General features: G+C 45.6%; 16 protein-coding genes. 3 read left to right on the forward strand and 13 right to left on the reverse strand.

Translation table 11 applies throughout. From position 1 onward, the window contains the following. Positions 1-33: 33 nt before the first annotated feature. Genes VGB26_12635 through VGB26_12645 form a run of 3 tightly spaced genes read right to left on the reverse strand, consistent with a single transcriptional unit; the run spans position 34 to position 1887 of the window. The gene (locus VGB26_12635; protein HEX9758621.1) at positions 34-456 is read right to left on the reverse strand and encodes an Ig-like domain-containing protein; all 423 of its coding nucleotides are present in this window, start codon (positions 454-456) and stop codon (positions 34-36) included. 2 nt (positions 457-458) lie between these two features. After that, a complete protein-coding gene (gene leuB, locus VGB26_12640) occupies positions 459-1574 on the reverse strand; it encodes a 3-isopropylmalate dehydrogenase (protein ID HEX9758622.1) in 1116 nt (371 codons plus the stop codon). Between the two features lie 19 nt (positions 1575-1593). Next, the gene (locus tag VGB26_12645) at positions 1594-1887 is read right to left on the reverse strand and encodes a hypothetical protein (protein ID HEX9758623.1); all 294 of its coding nucleotides are present in this window, start codon (positions 1885-1887) and stop codon (positions 1594-1596) included. A 227-nt stretch (positions 1888-2114) separates the two neighbouring features. Between VGB26_12645 and VGB26_12650 the strand changes: the two genes are divergently transcribed. Together VGB26_12650 and VGB26_12655 are read left to right on the forward strand one after the other, a co-directional pair. Continuing rightward, a complete protein-coding gene (locus VGB26_12650) occupies positions 2115-4688 on the forward strand; it encodes a M1 family metallopeptidase (protein HEX9758624.1) in 2574 nt (857 codons plus the stop codon). A gap of 389 nt (positions 4689-5077) precedes the next feature. Continuing rightward, positions 5078-5860 (forward strand): threonine aldolase family protein, encoded by a 783-nt coding sequence (locus tag VGB26_12655; protein HEX9758625.1) that lies wholly within the window; start codon positions 5078-5080, stop codon positions 5858-5860. A gap of 417 nt (positions 5861-6277) precedes the next feature. Here the strand turns inward: VGB26_12655 and VGB26_12660 are convergent, their stop codons facing one another. The 10 genes from VGB26_12660 to VGB26_12705 form a co-directional block, all read right to left on the reverse strand. Beyond that, entirely contained in the window at positions 6278-6604 is a 327-nt protein-coding gene (locus tag VGB26_12660) for a septum formation initiator family protein (GenBank protein HEX9758626.1), read from the reverse strand. A gap of 331 nt (positions 6605-6935) precedes the next feature. Next, positions 6936-8219, reverse strand: a complete 1284-nt coding sequence (eno, locus tag VGB26_12665; GenBank protein HEX9758627.1) for a phosphopyruvate hydratase — start codon at positions 8217-8219, stop codon at positions 6936-6938. 74 nt (positions 8220-8293) lie between these two features. Next, positions 8294-9784 carry an Asp-tRNA(Asn)/Glu-tRNA(Gln) amidotransferase subunit GatB gene (gatB, locus tag VGB26_12670; protein ID HEX9758628.1) on the reverse strand — a complete coding sequence of 497 codons (1491 nt, stop codon included), beginning with the start codon at positions 9782-9784 and terminating at the stop codon, positions 8294-8296. After that, positions 9781-11253: an Asp-tRNA(Asn)/Glu-tRNA(Gln) amidotransferase subunit GatA gene (gatA, locus tag VGB26_12675; protein ID HEX9758629.1), complete on the reverse strand. Its 1473-nt coding sequence runs from the start codon at positions 11251-11253 to the stop codon at positions 9781-9783. Before gatA ends, gatB begins: the two co-directional genes overlap by 4 nt. A 2-nt stretch (positions 11254-11255) precedes the next feature. Beyond that, complete coding sequence (panD, locus tag VGB26_12680; protein ID HEX9758630.1) at positions 11256-11606, reverse strand: aspartate 1-decarboxylase; 351 nt, start codon at positions 11604-11606, stop codon at positions 11256-11258. A 193-nt stretch (positions 11607-11799) separates the two neighbouring features. Beyond that, positions 11800-12090 (reverse strand): Asp-tRNA(Asn)/Glu-tRNA(Gln) amidotransferase subunit GatC, encoded by a 291-nt coding sequence (gene gatC, locus VGB26_12685; GenBank protein HEX9758631.1) that lies wholly within the window; start codon positions 12088-12090, stop codon positions 11800-11802. Further along, positions 12087-14309: a UvrD-helicase domain-containing protein gene (locus VGB26_12690; protein HEX9758632.1), complete on the reverse strand. Its 2223-nt coding sequence runs from the start codon at positions 14307-14309 to the stop codon at positions 12087-12089. The genes gatC and VGB26_12690 overlap by 4 nt, the downstream gene beginning before the upstream one ends. A gap of 19 nt (positions 14310-14328) precedes the next feature. Continuing rightward, positions 14329-16158: a glutamine--fructose-6-phosphate transaminase (isomerizing) gene (glmS, locus tag VGB26_12695; GenBank protein HEX9758633.1), complete on the reverse strand. Its 1830-nt coding sequence runs from the start codon at positions 16156-16158 to the stop codon at positions 14329-14331. A gap of 106 nt (positions 16159-16264) precedes the next feature. Then, positions 16265-17671, reverse strand: a complete 1407-nt coding sequence (gene glmU, locus VGB26_12700) for a bifunctional UDP-N-acetylglucosamine diphosphorylase/glucosamine-1-phosphate N-acetyltransferase GlmU (protein HEX9758634.1) — start codon at positions 17669-17671, stop codon at positions 16265-16267. After that, complete coding sequence (locus tag VGB26_12705; GenBank protein HEX9758635.1) at positions 17668-18303, reverse strand: DUF502 domain-containing protein; 636 nt, start codon at positions 18301-18303, stop codon at positions 17668-17670. Before VGB26_12705 ends, glmU begins: the two co-directional genes overlap by 4 nt. A gap of 230 nt (positions 18304-18533) precedes the next feature. Between VGB26_12705 and VGB26_12710 the strand changes: the two genes are divergently transcribed. Then, entirely contained in the window at positions 18534-20468 is a 1935-nt protein-coding gene (locus VGB26_12710) for an AAA family ATPase (GenBank protein HEX9758636.1), read from the forward strand. Positions 20469-20486: the final 18 nt, after the last annotated feature.

Here is a 20486-nt window from a genome sequence, read left to right on the forward strand (position 1 = left end):
TCCCTTTAAATAACCTCTTTATTGAATAACACCCTACCTGGACCCGGTCGTGAAAACAGAGCGGAAGGGAACATCGTCTAATTCATCCCCATTTGCATCTATGATCGCAAAAAGGCTAATTTGATAAACCGCGTTGGGTTTTAAACGATTGGAAGGTTTAAACTGAAGTGTTTTAGGGTTGGGCCAGGAAAACACACCCGATATATGGACCGGATTTCCATCGGCATCAGTGGCTCCCCTCTGATCCAAAAGAAAATCCTCCGAAATTTCGGGATCCATCTCCCGATTAAACTGAATGCTAATCACCAAATTGTCGAGTTCCTTTACTTCTTCGGCATACCCAGGAACTGTTTTCAAAATTTTGATTTCGGAAGCGCTCACGGGAGAAACCCCCAACACACCCCCAAAAACAGACACCATTACAACTACACACCCCATTAAAAACCCTTTTCTCATTTTTACCCTCCCTTAATCGCTCCGCAGATTAGGTCCCCCATCTCGCGAGTCCCGACCATTTTAAAGCCCGGGGTAAAAATATCCTGAGTTCGAAATCCTTCCTCTAACACACGGGAAACTGCCCCTTCCATGAGGGCTGCGGCATCCTCGTTTTGAAAAGAATAGCGAAACATCATGGCCCCGGATAAAATAGTGGCAATGGGATTAGCTTTATCCTGTCCGGCAAGATCAGGGGCACTTCCATGAATCGGCTCATACATTCCCCGCCTCATGCCCCCCTTTCCCCTACCTCGCAGCTCCCCCAGACTCGCAGAAGGTAACATTCCGATGGACCCGGTTAACATCGCAGCCTCATCACTTAAAATATCTCCAAAGAGGTTCGTGGTGACAACCACATCAAACTGTTTGGGATTCCGAACCAATTGCATGGCGCAATTATCAACATACATGTGGTTCAATTCCACGTCAGGATAATCGTGATGAACCTCAATGACCACTTTCCGCCATAACTCGCTGGATTCTAATACATTGGCCTTATCAACAGATGTAAGCCGTTTTTTTCGAATCCTCGCCAATTCAAAAGCCACTTGAGCAATCCGGACAATCTCCTTAGTGGTGTAAACCTCCGTGTTTATCCCTTTTTCACCACCCCTAAACGGTATTATCCCTCTGGGTTTTCCAAAATAAATCCCGCCGGTCAACTCACGAACCACCAAGAGATCAATTCCTTCCACTACCTCCGGCTTTAAGGCAGATGCTTCTGATAATATCGGGAAAAGTTGAGCAGGTCTTAAATTCGCAAATAAACCCAGTTTTTCGCGAAGGCTTAAAAGCGCCCTTTCGGGCCGGATGGAATAATCCAACCCTTCCCACTTAGGTCCTCCCACCGCTCCTAAAAGAACCGCATCCGCGGATTGAGCCAGCTTTAGGGTTTCACCGGGAAGAGGATTCCCACCCTGATCAATGGCCGCTCCTCCCACAAGAGCCTCCTCAAAATCAAAAACCAGACCATAAAGGCCAGCCACATAATCCAGGGCTTTGATGGCCTGAGGAACGATTTCAGGCCCGATACCATCCCCTGGTAAAACAGCAATTTTAAAAACTTTCTTTGAAGACATGATTCAGATATTCCATCCCTTAGGTTTTAACATCTTTAGCAACAAGGGTTTCTCCTTCAAGACCATAGGTAACCACCACACGGGTATTGACCTTGATCTGATCCAATATTTTCTTAGACGCTCCAAACGTTATTTCTATTCGGGTTTCTGCATCAATAATAGAAAAAGTTTTTGCCTCCAAATCCACTTTTTGAACCATACCTACGTGTTTATCGGGCCCCATGGCTTTGCAGGCCCACACAAGTGTTGTAGAGCCGCTCCAAAGCAAGCCAAAAAAAACGCCTGCAAATACAAGGGATTTTATCTTGTTCATGGTTTCCTCCTTGCTCCGTTAAATATTTATAAATTACTCCTTAAACCTGTGATTTGTCAATGGAAGAGGCCCATACAAAGCATCCTTAAGGAAAAACAAAACGCCTTTTCCCCTTAGGGTTCCTCCCCCTTGAAGTTTTTCTTTACATTCAGGTTCTAAGAAGGCTATTTTGAAGATTCTCTAAAAGTTGGGATTTTATATTTTCATCCGCCAGAAGGACACTTCAAATGACTAAAGGAAAAAAAATGGCCCGGTTGTCAAATTCAGTTTCCCCAAAAGAATATCAAATCAAGGTATCCATTCACCCTGAACAAGGAATTTTTTCGGGAAGGGTTCAAATATTATTGCATTTCAATGAGCCGGTTCGCTTCATCACCCTTCATGCTCAGGACCTGGAAATTGGACAGGCCCGCATTGAATTCGAAAAAAAAGACCGTTTCATTAATCCTCAATTGGACCCAACCAACACCACGGTGCGCTTTGATCTTCCAAACGAATTCACAGAAAAGTCCGGTGTATTGGAAATCCCGTTTTCTGGAAAAATAAACCAGCAAATGAAAGGATTATATCAGGCAAAAGCGAAAATAGAGGGGACCGAAGAAAAATATGCCTTTACCCATTTTGAGCCTACCGATGCAAGGCGGTTTTTTCCCTGCTTTGATGAACCGGGGTATAAGGCGACATTTCAGGTCACAGCAACCGCACCCGCCCATTTGGCCATTCTCTCCAATATGCCGGCTGGGAAAGAAACCATTGAAAAAGAAATGAAAACCGTTGAATTTGAAACCACTCCCGTGATGTCCACCTATCTTCTCGCCCTCGGTGTTGGACGATTGGTCTCTAAAACTCAAACCATTGCCGGGACACAGGTCTCCATATGGGCCTTGGAAAAAGATATTCACCTCAGCGATTTCGCAATGGAAGTCACTGAGGGTGTTCTTCCTTTACTCAATGAGTATTTTGATATGCCCTATCCCTATCCCAAACTCGATTTGATCTCCGTTCCTGATTTTGCCATGGGGGCTATGGAAAACTGGGGAGCCATTTTTTTCCGGGATTCCTGTCTATTGGTTGATAAAGCATCCTCTTCAACCAAGGCCAAGCGGAGAGTGGCCAATGTGATCACACACGAAATTGTTCATCAATGGTTCGGGAATCTCGTCACCATGGCGTGGTGGGATGATCTTTGGCTCAATGAAGCCTTTGCCACTTGGCTGGCTTGCAAAATCGTGGATCAATGGTCTCCCCAGTGGCGGTCCTGGGAGGAATTTCAGCAGGAAAAAGCCGTTCCACTGGAATTGGATGCCCTCGATAACTCCCGTGCCATCATATCGGAAGTAGGATCTTCAGCAGAGATTGAGGCCATGTTTGATCCCCTCACCTATGAAAAAGGGGCAGCGGTTTTGAGAATGTTTGAACATTATCTAAAGGAAGAACCTTTTAGAGCAGGCATTCGAAGTTATATGAAACGATTCCAATTTCAAAATACAGTAGCGGATGACCTTTGGAAAGAATTAGAAGCGGCATCAAACCAACCTGTCAGGACATTGGCAAAAGATTGGCTCACCCAGCCCGGTTATCCCATTGTAGCCGTTAAACCAGTTTCTCAGAAGGAAAGAACCTTTCAGTTTCATCAAAAAAAGTTCTCGGCCCACGGAGACGCGAAGATCCAAAAGGGTTTTTGGAGCATTCCTTTGGTGGTTCATTATAAGGATTCAACCGGTATCCACAAACACCGTTTCCTAATGCAGGAGGAAAATATCCAGCAGACTCTTCCGGGAAATGGCCCCGTGGCATGGGTCTACCCCAATGGAGAAGAAGCCGGTTTTCTCCGAATCCAACTTGAGAAAAATCTTTGGAAAAATCTTCTATCTTCCGCTCAAACCTCCTTGAACGCCGCGGAACGGGTGGGGTTAATTAATCACACTTGGGCCGTGGTTTCTTCAAACGTTTCCCCTATTGATGATTTCATGGAGACCCTATCCGCATTCAAAGGGGATTCCACCCGCGTGGTAGTGGAAATGCTCTCCTCTTATTTGGAGGAACTAACCGAACGGTTTTTGGAGAAGGAAACCCGGCCCCTGATGGGGCGGTATGTAAAAAACCTAATCAATCCTGTTTGGGAAAAACTTGGATGGGAGGGAAAGAAAGACGAGGACGATGAAGTACGGCTTGCAAGAAATTCCGTCATTTGGACCCTTGGCTATGTGGTCGGCCCCCAAGAGTTAATAAAACAGATCGAGGACAAACTGAAAAAATTTCACTCTAATCCCTCTACTCTGGACCCTATACTGGTTGATACCGTTGTTCGTTTAGGAGCAAGAAATGGGGATGAAGCCCTTTTTAAGGAATATCAAACCCGTTTTAAACAGGCCCAGACACCGGAAGAACGGGACCGTTACCTCATCGCCCTTTCGGATTTTCAAGCTCCCGAGCTTGCAAACCGCCTAATGGAAATGACTTTAAGCGATGCGGTTCGAGGCCAGGATTTGTGGAGGCCCTATCGCTATCTATTTCCAAACCCGGTTCATCAAGAAGCCACATGGACCTTTATTAAAACCCACTGGCAAAACATAAAAGAAAAAACCGGGCCCATTGGGGCACACCGGATCATTCAATGCACGAAAGCCCTGTGGAGGGAGGATTGGCATAAAGAAGTGGCCTCTTTTTTTAAACAACCCGAAAACCAAATCGAATCTGCGGTAAAAGTTTTGGATCAAACTCTGGAATTTATTGAACTTGGGATAAAATTCAAGGCTGCTCAACAGGAACGACTTATTAAGTGGCTGAAAAACTTTTAACCAACACGCAGAAATACCTAATTTAAAAGACTCCTTGAAGGGAGAAGCCATTTCTCCCCCTTTGCTATAGGAAAAACCCCTTTTTAATTTCCCCTCTTTGCAAAAGAGGGGTGAGGGGAGATTTTAAAACTGAATAATTTACCTCTTTCCCCTTTGTAATGTATATAGGGACAGGGGGAGATTCTATAAATTCAAAAAAAATCCCCCTTATTCCCCCTTTTTCTAAGGGGGAGAATGAAAGAGGTTTACCTCTGCTAAAGGGAAAAACACTCTTTAACTTCCCCTCTTTGCAAAAGAGGGGCTAGGGGAGATTTTACATTTCTCACTTTCTTCCTTTTTTTGGGGACCAAGAAAAGTATAGACACGGATAGGAAAAGGGTAATCAAACAATGCCAATAATCGACCTCAGATCCGACACCGTCACCAAACCCTCCCCAGCTATGCGGAAAGCCATGGCTGACGCAGAGGTCGGTGATGATGTGTTTGGGGAAGATCCCACCGTCATCAAACTACAGGAAAAAGCCGCTGAGCTAACCGGAAGGGAAACCGCACTCTTCGTCCCCTCTGGAATTATGGCCAACCAATTGGCCATTCGATCCCTAACAGAACCCGGTGATGAGGTCATCATTGAAGCCCAGGCCCATATTTTTCATTACGAAGCCGGAGCGGGCGGAGCTTTAAGCGGGGTTCAGTTTTACGGTCTCCCGGGAAAGCGGGGGATTTTAGACTCCGAGCAGATCAAAGACGCCATTCGAACCAATGAGTACTACCTTCCCCCCACTCGCCTCATCTGCCTTGAGAATACCCACAACCGGGGAAGTGGAACCGTTTACCCTCATGAAAAAATCAAAGCTATTTCAAAGTTGGCCAGGGAAAGAGGGGTGTCCCTTCATTTAGATGGCGCCAGAATTTTCAACGCATCGGCTGCATCTGGAATACCAGTTTCCGAATACGCTAAATATTTCGATACAGTCTCATTTTGTGTTTCTAAAGGACTTGGAGCACCGGTAGGGTCATTGCTCTGTACCTCAAAAGAAAAGCTTCCGAAATTACGCCGGTTGCGCCGCATGTTCGGCGGAGGAATGCGTCAGGCCGGCATTCTAGCCGCTGGAGGCTTTTACGCATTGGAAAACAATATCAAACGTTTAGCGGAGGATCATCAAAACGCATAAAAACTTGCCAACACATTAGTTGAGATTCCGGGCATCTCCTTTAACCCAGATCACGTCGAAACCAACATTGTAATCTTTGATATTGAAAAAACGAAATTTACCCCTGAACGGGCTGTTGAGGAGTTAAAAAAGGAAGGTCTTTTGGTGGTTCCGTTTGGGAAAAACCTTCTTCGCGCGGTAACTCATTTAGAAATAAATGGAAAGGATATCGAAAAGGCGATTGAAATAATAAAAAAAATTTTCCAAAGTGGAAAATCCTGATTCAGGAAAGTGATACTTTTTTTATCAACACATCACTCAAAGTGATTTGATCCCGGATTTAAATTAATATCCTCAGCAGGATCTACCGAATTAGCCTTTATAGTAAAAGGGAAGGTCAATAAAAGTCAACAAATGGATCAGGTTGGTTTTTAATTTTCAGGGGGTTTTTTCGAATTGATAAATCAACTCGCCTTTTTGGATCATTCCAAGGCGTTCTCGGGCCAGGCCTTCAATATGTTCAGGGTCGTTTCGTAACGCTTCCGCCTCTTTTAGAAGATCGGCGTTTTGTTCCTTAAAATTTTGAATTTCCTCTGTCAGTTGGGATTTTTTATTCTGCATTCTTAAAAAACCCATTAGTCCTCTTTCTCCAAAGAAAAAGGAGAGTAGAACGGATAGCCCGAAGAATAAACCAATGGCAAGAATCAGCCGTCTTTGATTTTTTTTCCTTCGCCTAACATCCGATCTTTTTCGGTTTTGGGCCATGTTTAAAAAATATACCTAGAAAAATCCTGGATTCCCGCTTTCGCGAGAATGACGGCTTTTATGTATTCACGGCATATCAGGGACATCAAATTTGGTTTACCATTTTAATCACATGACCGCCGGTGTCATTCAGGAGGTTACCTCGCCAATGGGAACGTGCCGGAATCCTGGGTTTTCGACTTCTGGATTCCCGTCACCGCTTTAATCATACGGGAACATCCTTTGCGGGAATGACGGACTTATTTTATTACAGGAATTTCAAGGATGTTACATTAGAAACCCTTCAAACTAATTCCATCTAAGGGGGAAAAATTGATGGGAAATATTGATTTTAAATGGTTTTAAACTCATCCGGTACTTGAAACAATGCCGCTTCACCTAAATCTTCTTCAATTCTTAAAAGCTGATTGTATTTCACAATACGATCAGTCCTGGAAAGAGAACCGGTTTTGATCTGGCCAGCGTTGGTGGCTACGACAAGATCGGAAATGGTGGTGTCTTCCGTCTCTCCCGATCGATGGGAGACCACTGCGCAATATCCGTTATTTTTGGCCAATTCGATGGCCTCCAGGGTCTCTGTCAATGTGCCAATTTGATTAAGTTTTACCAATAGAGAATTTGCAATTCCCTTTTCAATTCCTTTCCTTAAAATTTCAACATTGGTGACAAAAATATCATCTCCCACCAGTTGAATTCGGTCTCCTAAACGTTCGGTAAGCCTCTCCCACCCCTTCCAATCCTTCTCTGAAAGCCCATCTTCGATGGAAACGATCGGGTATCGATCCACAAGACCCTGGTAGAATTTAATCATTTCATCGGAGCTTTTAACCCTGCTTTTACCCGATTTAAAATGATACTTCCCCCCTTTAAAAAATTCACTGGCTGCGGCATCCAAAGCCAGTGAAATATTTTTTCCGGGTTTATACCCCGCTTCTTTAATCGCCAAAAGAATGAGGTCTAAGGCCTCCTCATTAGACCCCAGTGCGGGGGCAAACCCACCTTCATCTCCCACCGCGGTGGTATACCCTTTTTTGGTGAGGACCTTTTTCAGATGATGAAAAACCTCCACTCCCATACGCAACGATTCCGCAAAGGATGTTGCCCCCACCGGCATAATCATAAATTCCTGAATATCCAAGGCATTGTCGGCATGGGCCCCTCCGTTTAGAATATTCATCATCGGCAAAGGCAACAGTCTGGCGTTGACCCCACCCAAATACCGGTAAAAAGGAAGACCCACTTCCTCCGCCGCCGCCTTAGCAACAGCAAGAGAAACCGCTAAAATAGCATTTGCGCCCAACCGGGATTTATTGGGGGTTCCATCCAGTTCAATCATGACCTCATCAATAAAAACCTGTTCTTGAGCATCCAGCCCGTTAATTTGGGGGCCGATTTCATCATTCACATGGCCCACCGCTTTGGCCACCCCTTTTCCAAGGTAACGGGATTTCGTTCCATCCCGCAACTCGACGGCTTCACGTTCACCTGTGGATGCACCCGATGGTACTGCGGCACGGCCCATCGCTCCGGATTCCAAAATCACATCCGCCTCTACGGTGGGGTTTCCCCGGGAATCTAAAATTTCCCTTGCAAAAACATCTAAAATGTCACTCACGAAAAGACTCCTTTAGGTTCTAGCCTTCAGTTTTCGGCTGTCAGCTTTCAGGATTTAGATTTTAGTTTTTTGCCTTAAGCCTCCAACCTCTCGCTTTTTAACTTTTTTTTGAGAAGTTCATTAACTTTCCCTGGATTGGCCTTTCCCTTGGACAGTTTCATGACCTGCCCCACAAAAAACCCGAAAAGTTTCTCTTTTCCACTTTTGAATTCTTTTACCTCTTTTTCATGGGAAGCGATAATCTGATCGATCATCCTTTCCAAAGCCCCTTCATCACTGACCTGTGCAACACCCTTTTCTTTAACAATTGATTCCGCACTAGCCCCCTTCTTTTGGATCATCTCCTCAAAAACGGATTTTCCAATGGTATTGCTGATGACGCTCTGGTCAATCAGCTTCAATAATTCTACCAAGCGACTGGGGGGCATGGTTTTTTCAAAAAACAATGATTCATCCTGTTCAGATATATCGGAAGCCCCTTTGAGGGTTCTAAGAACCTCGGTCATGATCCAATTACTGACCATTTTGGGTTTATTTATAAGCGTGACACAGGCTTCAAAATAATCGGCCAGGGCACGGGAGGAAGTCAGCACGCCCGCATCATATGGAGGCAAATTAAACGTTTTGACGAACCGGGCCCGTTTCGCTTCGGGTAATTCCGGGAGCCCTTTTTTAATTTCTTCAATCCACTTGGATTCTATCTGAAGGGGCACCAAATCGGGTTCGGGAAAATAACGGTAGTCATGGGCTTCTTCCTTTGAGCGAAGGGGTGAAGTTCTGCCGTGTTGAGAATCCCACAACCGGGTTTCTAAGACAATGGCCCCTCCATCCGCCAATACTTCTTCTTGGCGTTTAATTTCATATTCTATGGCTTTCTGAACAAACCGGAATGAATTGAGGTTCTTGATTTCCACGCGGGTTCCAAAGGTTTCACTTCCTGAAGGACGGATGGAAACATTGGCATCACACCGAAAACTCCCTTCCTCCATATTCCCATCACAAATCTCAAGATAGATCAGAATATCCCGCAACGCTTTTAGATAGGCCACCGCTTCTTCGGAAGAACGGATTTCGGGCTGGCTGACAATCTCCAATAAGGGAACACCGGCCCGGTTGAGATCTACATGGCTGGCACTATCGATTCCTTCATGAAGGTTTTTCCCCGCATCTTCTTCCATATGAATCCGGGTCAGGCCAACCCGTTTGACCTGGCCGTCCACCCAGATATCCAAATGCCCATTCTCAACAATGGGAAGGTGAAACTGAGAAATTTGATACCCCTTAGGAAGGTCCGGGTAAAAATAATTCTTCCGCGCAAAACGGCTGTAGGGGGAAATATCTCCGTGGGTGGAAAGGCCCAGTTTAATGGCAAATTCCACCACCCGGCGGTTTAAAACCGGGAGGACTCCGGGGAGGCCAATACAAATTGGGCAGGTTTGGCTATTGGGTTCCTTCCCAAATGATGTGCTGCAGCCACAAAAAATCTTTGAATGGCTCAGCATTTGGGCATGAACCTCCAAACCGATTACCGGTTCATATTTCTTCTCGGCTGCCAACTTGGTCATGTGAGTGGCGGCCTCTTATCTAAACACCCCATTTCCCTCTCTAGTGCAAAAGCGGTTTTCAAAAGGCCAGCTTCATCAAAGGGTTTCCCCAACAACTGGAGGCCAATGGGCAATTGATGGGAAGTAAAACCGCAGGGTAGAGAAATACCTGGTATCCCCGCAAGGTTCACGGAAATCGTGAAAATATCAGAAAGGTACATTTGAAGTGGATCTTCCACCTTCTCTCCCACTTTAAAAGCCGCCGTCGGGGCCGTCGGGGTTACAATGGCATCCACCTCTTGGAAGGCTTGGTCAAAATCACGCTTGATTAAACTTCTCACCTTTTGGGCTTTCGCATAATAGGCATCATAATACCCCGAACTTAAAGCATAGGTTCCCAGCATAATCCTTCTTTTTACTTCCGCCCCAAAACCCTCAGCCCGGCTTTTTACATACATCTCAAATAGGTCTTTGGCTTCCTGTGTTCTATACCCAAACTTCACGCCGTCATAACGGGCAAGATTCGAACTGGCCTCTGCGGTGGCCAAAATATAATAAGTGGCGACGGCATAATCGGTATGGGGCAGTGATATTTCCCGGGTTTTCGCCCCCAATTTTTCCAAGTGCGAAATGGCCTTTTGAACCGCACTACTGACCTCCTCATCACCCCCTTGTTTAAAATATTCCTTAGGAATCCCAAAGGTCATTCCTTGCACCCCCCCTTCAAGACCTTGGGTATAATCAGGAACAGGAATGTCTGCAGAGGTTGAATCCAAAGGATCAAAACCAGCAATGACATTCATCATTAATGCGCTATCCATCACATTTTTGGTTAAGGGCCCAATCTGATCCAATGAGGATGCAAAGGCAATTAAACCAAACCTGGAAACCCGCCCATAGGTTGGTTTCAACCCCACCACACCGCAACAAGCCGCAGGCTGCCTTATGGAACCTCCAGTATCAGAACCCAAAGCCGCAATACAGGTATCCGCAGCCACTGCGGCCGACGATCCCCCACTGGAACCCCCAGGAATTCTATCTAAATCCCATGGATTTCGGGTGGTATCAAAAGCGGAGTTTTCTGTGGAGGAACCCATGGCGAACTCGTCTAGGTTGGTTTTTCCAACGAACACCGCTCCTGCTTCCTGCAAACGGTTCACAACGGTGGCGCTATACGGTGGGATAAAATTTTCTAAAATTTTGGATGAGCAGGTGGTTCGCACCCCCAATGTGCATAGGTTGTCTTTAAGAGCAACCGGAATTCCCATAAGAGGCGATTGAGAATTTCCCCCGGCAAGTTGCATATCCGCTGCTTTTGCTTGACGGAATGCTTCCTCCCTCATTAAGGTGACGTAGGAATGGACCCTCCCTTCCACCTGATCAATCCGGTCAAAAATGGAATCAAGAATCTCCACCGCTTTGACTTCTTGTTTTTGAAGACGGAGGGATAATTCATGAAGAGACAGTTTATGATAATCTGGGGTTGACATGGTTAACTCACCGCTCGGTTCTTCTCATCCACCTTAACAATGGTGGGTTTAAACCGTTTGATTTCCTCTTCGTTATAATATTCATAACAAAAAACCACAATTTTATCCCCGACAACCCCCTTTCGAGCCGTGGGTCCATTGAGAATGACCTGTCCCGAGTCTTTCGGCCCTGGGATGACATAGGTTTCAAAACGCTCCCCATTATTCAAATTGGAAACCATGACCTGTTCATAGGGAAGGATCCCTGCCTTTTGCATCAACCCTTCATCGATGGTAATGCTCCCATCATAATTTAGATCGGCTTCTGTCACCGTGGCCCGATGTATCTTGGACCGCAACATTTGTCTTAGCATAAGATAACCCGCTTTTCCTTATTGAAAATCTTTAACGCTCCTCACAGGTTGTTGAAAAAGCATATATTTTCATACCAAGGGGTCATTCCTTCCCAAGCAGAAATCAAGACCCTGTTGGATTTACACAAACTGGATTCCCGATTAAACATCCGGGAATAACAGCAAACGAGTTTTTCAACATTCTGTTAATTGGCTAATCCTCTATAATCTTGGGAACACGATAAAAGCCATCCGTTTTTTCAGGGGCATTGGACAAAGCCGATTCAGCACTGAGAGAGGGCCTCACTTCGTCTTCTCTAAATACATTATGAAGGGGAACCACATGGGTTGTCGGTTCTACGTTGGATGTATCGAGTTCATTTAATTTTTCAATATAAGTCAGGATACTGCTGAGTTGCTGGCCAAACAGTTCCTTTTCCTTTTCCGAAAAAACCAGGCGGGCCAGTTTCGCAACGTGTTCCACTTCTTTTTTTTGAATTTTCATCCCGAAACCCTTTCCAGTCGCGCAACATTAATGGCTAATCGTTTTACCCCAACCCTGGGAAAATCAACGCTCACCCGCTGATCCCCTACGGGGCCATCACTTCTTCGGATAATTCCCTCTCCCCATACCGGGTGACGGACCCTCACTCCCACCTTAAAAAGGGTCGATGGACCATCAGAGGTTGAAAAAGTATTGGATGGGTCAAAAATTCCCTGGGCAGTTTGATTAAGCCTTTTTGGGTTTCCAAAACCCCCCGTTTCTTTCACGATAGGAGAAAAACCACCGGAACCACTAAACTCCGTTCGGAACAGAAACTCCTCCGGAATATCCTCCATAAACCGTGAGGGGGTATTCCATTGGGTCGTCCCATGTAATCTTCTCTGGGTAGCATGGGTAAGAACCAATTTCTCTCCTGCCCGGGTCATACCAACATAGCATAACCGGCGTTCCTCCTCCAACTCCTGGGAATCTCCCAAGGACCTTTTATGAGGAAAAAGGCCCTCTTCCATACCTGCCATGAAAACCACGGGAAACTCCAACCCCTTGGCATTGTGCAGAGTCATTAAAGAAACCGCATTTTTTGAATTTCCTTTCCCTGGTGGTTCGCTAACAAGGCTCACCTGATCCAAAAACAGTTTCAGATCACCCGGCTGATTTTTTTCCTCAAACTCCCCCAAAGCCGAAAGAAGTTCTTTCACATTTTCAATCCGGGCTTCCGCCCCGGTTTCAAATTCCTTCCGAAGATAATCCATAAAACCAATCCGGTCTATGAGGTGCCCTAAAACGTTTACCAAAGACCCTTTGTCCAACTCTTTCCGGAATCCCTCCAATAGATTGAAAAATTCAACACATCTTTTCTGAGAACCCGTTTGAATGCCTTCATCCCCAAGGGTTTTGATCGCCTCCCACAGCCCTATTTTCTTTTCCGAGGCGATGGTTTCCATTTGATCCAAGGTGACCGCTCCAATCCCTCTGGGGGGAAGATTAATCACCCGTTTTAAGCTCACCTGGTCATTGGGGTTGAGCAAAAGTCTGAAATAGGCCAATAGGTCCTTTATCTCGCGGCGTTCATAAAACCTTACCCCACCAATGATCACATAGGGAATGCCTTCACGCCTCAATCCGTCCTCAAGAGATCTGGATTGGGCATGGGTTCGATAAAGGATACACATATCTCCAAATGGGTTCCCTCTTTGAAAAGCCTTTCGAATAAAATCGGATATATACCGTGCCTCCTTCTCCTCATCCGAGTTGGAACACAGAATAACCTTTTCCCCATTTCCATTCTCAGTCCAAAGGGTTTTTATTTTCCGTTTTTGGTTTTTGCTGACCACCCCTGAAGCCGCTCCCAGGATGGTTTGTGTGGAACGGTAATTTTGTTCCAGCTTCACCACCTTTGCATTGGGAAAATCTCTTTCAAATTGAAGAATGTGTTTATGGTCGGCTCCTCGAAAAGCATAGATGCTTTGATCATCATCCCCCACCACGCACAGGTTTGATTCCTTTCCAACCCAAAGTCGTGTGAGTTGATACTGGGCAGGATTGGTATCTTGGTATTCATCCACCATCACATAGTGAAACCGTGCCTGATACCCTTCCCGAATATCTGTTTTCTGCTGAAAAAGGTCCACCGAATTCATAATCAAATCGTCAAAATCTAGGGCATTATTTTGGTGAAGCCGTTTTTGATATAGGTCATATACCTTCTGAACCTTTTCCTCCAAACCAAAATTCTGGGCTTCTCTGTTAAATTCAACAGCGGTTTTTAACTGGTTTTTAAGAGAGCTGATTCGATGGGAAATCACCTTTGGGGGATACAGGTCTTCATTTATTTGCAAGATTTTAACACATTCTTTCACCAGGGTGTGTTGATCCCCTTGATCATAGATGACAAAATCCCGGGATAACCCCAACCGATCTCCATGGGCCCTGAGCATTCGAACACAAGCCGAATGGAAGGTGCTGATCCAAACCTTTTTGGCCAGGGACCCCACCAACGATTCGATCCTGGCTTTCATTTCATCAGCCGCTTTATTGGTAAAGGTCACTGCAAGGATATTATGCGGGTCCACACCCAAGTTCTGAATTAGATGGACAATTCGATAAGTAATGACCCGTGTTTTTCCGCTTCCCGCTCCCGCAAACACCAATAAAGGGCCACCGGTATGAAACACCGCTTCCTGTTGGTTTGGATTTAAATCAAGCAAAAATTTTTCCATTTCCAGATCCCGCTCCTGATTATTCCACCGTCACACTTTTAGCCAAATTTCTGGGTTGATCCACATCACTGCCTCTCAACACGGCAATGTGATAGGCCAATAGCTGAAGGGGAATGACCATTACCAGTGGAGACAAAAAGGGATGCACCTTTGGAACCACCAATACCTCATCCGCTTTCTGGCTTACCTCATTATCACCCTCTTCTACAATGGCGATCACAATCCCCCCTCTCGCCTTGACCTCCATCACGCTATTTAAAACTTTTTCATATACCGAATCCTGGGGGGAAATAAACACCACCGGCATGTTTTCATCGATCAGGGCAATAGGCCCGTGCTTCATTTCACCGGCAGGATAGCCCTCCGCGTGAATATAGGAAATCTCCTTCAGTTTGAGCGCCCCTTCCAGTGCAACGGGATAGTTGACACCCCGTCCCAAATATAAAAAGTCCCGAAACTGGAAAAAACGCCGGGCGATATCTTGGACCTTCTCCTCTTTCTGAAGAACCTCTTCCACCCATTGGGGGGCGTGGACCAACGCCTTGATCAACATTTTTTCTTCATCCCGACCCAAAGTTCCCCTAACCCTTCCCAAATAGAGGGCCAAAAGATAAAGTGCCATCAACTGGGAGGTAAAGGCCTTGGTGGAGGCCACTCCAATTTCCGGGCCGGCATGGGTATAAATAACACCCTGTGACTCCCGGGCAATGGTACTTCCCACCACGTTACAGATGGAAATCACATGGGCTCCTTTTTTACTGGCTTCCCGCATTGCTGCCAATGTATCGGCTGTCTCACCCGATTGCGAGATGGCCACCAAAACGTCACCCGAACCGACCAATGGATCACGGTAGCGAAATTCGGAACCGATATCCACTTCAACAGGAAGTTTCCCTAGTTTTTCAATTAGGAATTTTCCCACTAAAGCGGCATGCCATGAGGTTCCACAGGCCACTAGGGTGACCCGTTTGAGTTTTTTTAATTTCTCAATTGAAAACCCCATCTCTTCCAACTCTACAAACTCTTTTTCAAGGTTTACCCTTCCCCGTATGGTGTCCATCATGGCCCGGGGTTGTTCGTGGATTTCTTTGAGCATAAAATGGCGATATCCTCCTTTTTCCGCCATAACCGGGTTCCAGGTTACCTCATCGATTCCCCTTTCAATGATCTTTCCATCTAGGGTTTTTAAAACCACCCCGGAGGGGGAAAGAGAAGCAAATTCCCCATCGTGTAGGTACAAAACCTTTCGGGTGTGATTGAGAATGGCAGGAATATCAGAGGCGGCAAAAAACTCCCCTTTTCCGATACCCACCACCAAAGGACATCCATTTCGTGCCGCAATCAGGTGATTAGGGTGGGACTCCGAAAGGACCAATAAGGCATAAGCACCCCGAATCTGTCCCAACGCTATCTGAACAGCAGCCTCCAGGGAATCTACCTTCTGAAGGGCACGATCAATGAGGTGAACGATCACCTCCGTATCGGTATCGGAGGAAAACTGTTTTCCTTCCGCAAGGAGCTCACGTTTCAGCACTAAAAAATTTTCAATGATTCCATTATGAACCACCACCAATCCCCCCACCCGATGGGGGTGGGCATTCTCCTCTGAGGGTTTCCCATGGGTCGCCCAGCGGGTGTGGCCAATTCCAATGGATCCTTCAAAAGATTGATCCTGAATGGCCTTCTCCAAATTCACCAGTTTTCCTACACAGCGCCTGACCTCAACTTTTCCCTCCTGTAAAAAGGCAATTCCGGCGGAATCATAACCTCGATATTCCAATCGCTTCAACCCTTCAACCAAAAGGGGAACCGCATTTCGATGCCCTACATACCCTATAATGCCGCACATAATACCCTATTCCCTCATTCTAAATATGGATTCTTTTAAATTCCTTCTTCACGATTTCCTTCCAATCACAGCACCTTTTCCCAAGGGGGGTGAACAGCGAGGGTTTTTAAGATTTCCTTTTCTGGGTCGGTTTCTTTGCCCGCAAATTTCTTTTTTTCACCCAGCCGGTTTTATTCTCCTGTTGAACACGATTGATGGCCAAAGCCCCCGGTGGAACATCCCGTGTGATGGTAGATCCCGCAGCGATCATGGCCTTTCGCCCGACCTTCACCGGGGCAACCAACTGGGTATCACTCCCGACAAAAACGCCGTCCCCAATCACGGTTTTTGATTTTTTGTTCCCGTCATAATTGCAGGTGATGGTTCCCGCCCCGATATTCACCCCTTTTCCGATTTCGGCATCCCCAATATAGCTCAGGTGATTGGCTTTGGAACCTTTTCCTAATTCACTTTTTTTTATTTCTACAAAATTTCCAATCCGGACCTCTTTTTTGAGGACTGTCCCGGCCCGTAAATGAGTAAAGGGACCCACGGAAACCGTGTCCTCCAGTATTGATTCCTTCACCACACAACCATTTCGAACCAAAACACCATTTCCCAAACAGCTATCAATAATATGGACCCACGGTCCAATGACACATCCTTCCCCAATTTGCGTCCTCCCCTCAAGAAAAGTGGAGGGATAAAGCACACTATCCTGCCCAACCAAAACCTCCTCATCCACATAGGTGGTGGCGGGATCTATAACGGTTACACCCCGATCCATTAGGTTTTCCAAAATTTGGCGTCGCATCATGGTCTCTGCAACGGAAAAGTCTTTCCGACTATTAACCCCGAGGATTTCGGCCGCTTCAGGAACCACCCAAGCGGTAACCTTTTTTTTATTTCTCACGGCTTCTTCTACAATGTCCGTTAAATAGTATTCTTTCTGGGCATTGTCTTTTTTTAAATTTTTTAACGCCTTAAAAAGAAAACCCGGATCGACCAGATAAATTCCCCCATTGACTTCTTGAATTTTTTGCACCTGAGAGGTGGCATCTTTTTGCTCTACCACCCGTAACACATCACCCGGAGAGTTCCGTAAAATTCTTCCATATCCTGTGGGATTTTTCAAAACTGCCGTTAATAACGACAAGGTCGAACCGGTCTCCCGATGGTGTAACAAAAACTGTTGAAGAGTGGCTTGGGTTAAAAGAGGGGTATCCCCGTTAAGGATCAAGAGATCCCCCTGGAAACGTTTTAATATTGTTTGTGCTTGCAGGGCCGCATGTCCAGTTCCCAGCTGTTTTTCCTGTCGGACAATCTTAATCCCTCTGTTTTTTACCAGGGCTTGAACTTCCTTGCCTTGATGACCCACAACGGCAATGGTGACATCGGGTTTTAAGGAGAGGGACCGATCCACCAAATAAAGGATAACCGGCTTTCCGCACAAGGGGTGTAGAACCTTCGCTTTTTTAGATCGCATCCTTTTGCCCAACCCTGCCGCAAGGATCAACACACCCAAACGATTCATCCAACGTTTCCCTTTATCACACCTTCCCCCGCCTGGGGGGAAGAAGGGGAATAAAAACCCCCGGAAATAATCATCTTCATTCCTTCCTCAACCGTCATGGAAAGCGGGATAATATCCTCTTCCGGAACCATCAACATATAGCCCGAGGTCGGATTTGGCGTTGTCGGAACATAAACATTCACCACCTTTTGATGCGTCACCCGCTGTACTTCCCCCTGAGTGACACCAGTCAGAAAGGCCAGGGAATACTGGCCTTTTCTTGGGAATTCAATTAAAACAACCCGATTAAACCGTTTATTCCCTTGACGGGAAACGGTATCAATAATCGATTTAATCGTGGAATATATATTTCTAACAATGGGAACCTGTCTTAAAAAAAATTCCCAAATTTGAAAAAGTTTTTTCCCGATAAAATTGGTGGTCAGAACCCCCGTGAAAAAAATCAGCAAAACAAGGGTAACAATCCCTAGACCGGGAATATAAAAGTCGATATACTTTTTAAGTAAATCTCCAAGAAACCCCTCAGTGGTAATAAATAAGGTTTTTAATACCAGGTAGGTACCCCAGATAGGGGTCACCACCAAAAGCCCTGCAAAAAAATACCCTTTAATGTGTTTACTCGTAAGAGTCACCCTTCTGAAGTTTTAAATGTTCGGGGCATCCGTCCCCCATCCTACTTTGATAAATGAAAGGATGCGGAATGGGATATACTCCGTTGAAAAAACTAGAATAATTTTAACCGTTTTCAAAAAGGTATGCAAGCGGAATTGATAAGAATACATTTGCAATTTCCAAATAGTTGAATTAAGATGAGCCACGCTTAAAAAATGCCACCCCGAATAAATTCAAAAAGGTAAAAAAGGTGACCATATTCGAGGTTGTCCTTCAAGAAATACGAAATTTTAAGCAGCTTACCCGCCTTAGTTTCAAACCCAGCCTTAACATCATTCAGGGGGACAACGGCTCCGGAAAGACCACCCTTTTAGAAAGCGTGGTGGCCGGGATATTTGGATCCGCATGGGCTCCTTCAAAATCCCTCCTTTCAAACGACCCCTCGGTCACTTCCCAGGCAGGCATTGTCATTAAGACAAGCCAGGGGGAAATTTTTCGAATCACCAGGGATTTCACCAACAAAAGACAAGCCCTTTCAAAACTGGATCAATCCAGGAAATTCGTTATCACCGAAAAGGAAGATACCCGGATTCTAGGATTTGTCCAGCAGGAACTCCACGGCCTTCAAGGGGATGATATTGAGAAAACCTCAATGTTGAAACGGGATGGTCTACCCTCATTTCATTCCCCCAATTCAAAAAAAAATGCAGTGTCTTCCTCAAAGCAAGATACGTCATTTACCGCTCCGCTCCCGGGGCCCGACCCTTCCGTCTCCCCCACTGAACCTTCCCTTTCCCAGGAGGCAAGGGATAAGCGCTTAACAGAATTGATGACCATGCAGGAAAAAGCAGAAAAGGTTCTCCAAATTGAAGAAAAACTCAATAACCAAAGGGATAAAGCCAGTGATCTAAAAAGACGAATCAGACTTTGGGGTGAAAAAATTGAAGAGCTCAAAACCATTTCCGCCAAAGAGGCCTCCCTTGTCCTTTTTTCCGAGGCTCCACCCAATCTGGACGAAATGGCCCAAGCCTATGAACAATCAGAAAAAGACCAACAGCCTTTTCTTCAGGAAATCGATGAGGAAAAAACAACTCTCCTCAACAACCTTCTAACCCTTCCAGAAATCAATCTACTTCAAAACAAATTTTTATGGATAGGGTCCGGCATTATTATTTTGAATATGGGAGTTGGCCTGGCCATTAGCCTTCAAGGGTTTTTAAGACACCTTTTTTTTCTTGGGTTTGCCACGGGAATTGGCTTCATCCTTTGGTCAATTTGGAAGGATAGGGACCATTCTTCAAAAAGGTCAAAACTTCACGATCAGATTGACCAATTATACCGCAAGCAAGAAGCTCAGGAAGAAATTTTTCAAAAAACCTACGGGCCTTTTTTGGATTTCCTTAAAAAAACAGGGTGTAAAAACGGTGCGGAACTTCGGGAAAAAATACGCGGGTACCGAAATTTATCCCGCGCGAAAGAAGACCTGGAAAAACAAATTCGAGAGCTTCTCCAAGAAAATACCCCCCAAGCCCTGGATGAAGATTTTAAAAAATACTCCAAGGAAATAGAACACTTGGAAACCCAACTCAAAAACCTGGGGGATGCCCCATCAGACCTCTATAGTATTCAAGATGAAATCCGAAAATTAAAACAGGGCCCAACCCTTGATCAAACCCAAATGATGCAACCCCCTGGGCCTGAAATTGAAAAAGACCTGGCCTTATCATCAACACCCACTGAAACAGGGAACTCCACCCACAGGTTGTCCTTTCACCTCACCCCTTCCATATATGAAAAGGTCGCCCCATTAGACCCAGGATCGATGCATGCCACAGCAACTACCCTTTTAAAAAGACTTGCCCCTGTTCCGCTAGGGGAGTTATTCCTTTCTCCCGATGGGGTGGTTTCCATTAAAGGTCCCGATGGTTCTTTCCTCCCATGGGAGAATCTCAGCTCCGGAACCTTGGATTTAACCTGGGTTGTTCTTTTTTTGAGCGGTCAGGGTCTTTTAAAAGACAAGCATCCTTTTCCCCTTCTATTAGACGATCCTTTTATCGGAATTGACCCAAAGCGGCAAGCTGCACTTTTAGATGTTTTGAGGGCCTTGGGTCGTCACCGACAGGTCATTCTCTGTACAACCCGAACCCTCCCAATTAAGGAAGGCGATCACCAAATCCATCTTTAAGGAATTGCATCAAACACA

It is taken from the genome of Nitrospiria bacterium, assembly GCA_036397255.1.
GTDB lineage: Bacteria > Nitrospirota > Nitrospiria > DASWJH01 > DASWJH01 > DASWJH01.

What these genes read in the sequence shown, in the direction of transcription:
- leuB (HEX9758622.1), bottom strand. Translation starts at nt 1,574, where the DNA reads ATGTCTTCAAAGAAAGTTTTTAAAATTGCTGTTTTACCAGGGGATGGT.
- gatC (HEX9758631.1), bottom strand. Translation starts at nt 12,090, where the DNA reads ATGAAAATTCAAAAAAAAGAAGTGGAACACGTTGCGAAACTGGCCCGC.
- glmU (HEX9758634.1), bottom strand. Translation starts at nt 17,671, where the DNA reads ATGAATCGTTTGGGTGTGTTGATCCTTGCGGCAGGGTTGGGCAAAAGG.
- gatA (HEX9758629.1), bottom strand. Translation starts at nt 11,253, where the DNA reads ATGTCAACCCCAGATTATCATAAACTGTCTCTTCATGAATTATCCCTC.
- VGB26_12635 (HEX9758621.1), bottom strand. Translation starts at nt 456, where the DNA reads ATGAGAAAAGGGTTTTTAATGGGGTGTGTAGTTGTAATGGTGTCTGTT.
- VGB26_12645 (HEX9758623.1), bottom strand. Translation starts at nt 1,887, where the DNA reads ATGAACAAGATAAAATCCCTTGTATTTGCAGGCGTTTTTTTTGGCTTG.
- panD (HEX9758630.1), bottom strand. Translation starts at nt 11,606, where the DNA reads ATGCTAAGACAAATGTTGCGGTCCAAGATACATCGGGCCACGGTGACA.
- VGB26_12650 (HEX9758624.1), top strand. Translation starts at nt 2,115, where the DNA reads ATGACTAAAGGAAAAAAAATGGCCCGGTTGTCAAATTCAGTTTCCCCA.
- VGB26_12660 (HEX9758626.1), bottom strand. Translation starts at nt 6,604, where the DNA reads ATGGCCCAAAACCGAAAAAGATCGGATGTTAGGCGAAGGAAAAAAAAT.
- VGB26_12690 (HEX9758632.1), bottom strand. Translation starts at nt 14,309, where the DNA reads ATGGAAAAATTTTTGCTTGATTTAAATCCAAACCAACAGGAAGCGGTG.
- gatB (HEX9758628.1), bottom strand. Translation starts at nt 9,784, where the DNA reads ATGACCAAGTTGGCAGCCGAGAAGAAATATGAACCGGTAATCGGTTTG.
- VGB26_12655 (HEX9758625.1), top strand. Translation starts at nt 5,078, where the DNA reads ATGCCAATAATCGACCTCAGATCCGACACCGTCACCAAACCCTCCCCA.
- glmS (HEX9758633.1), bottom strand. Translation starts at nt 16,158, where the DNA reads ATGTGCGGCATTATAGGGTATGTAGGGCATCGAAATGCGGTTCCCCTT.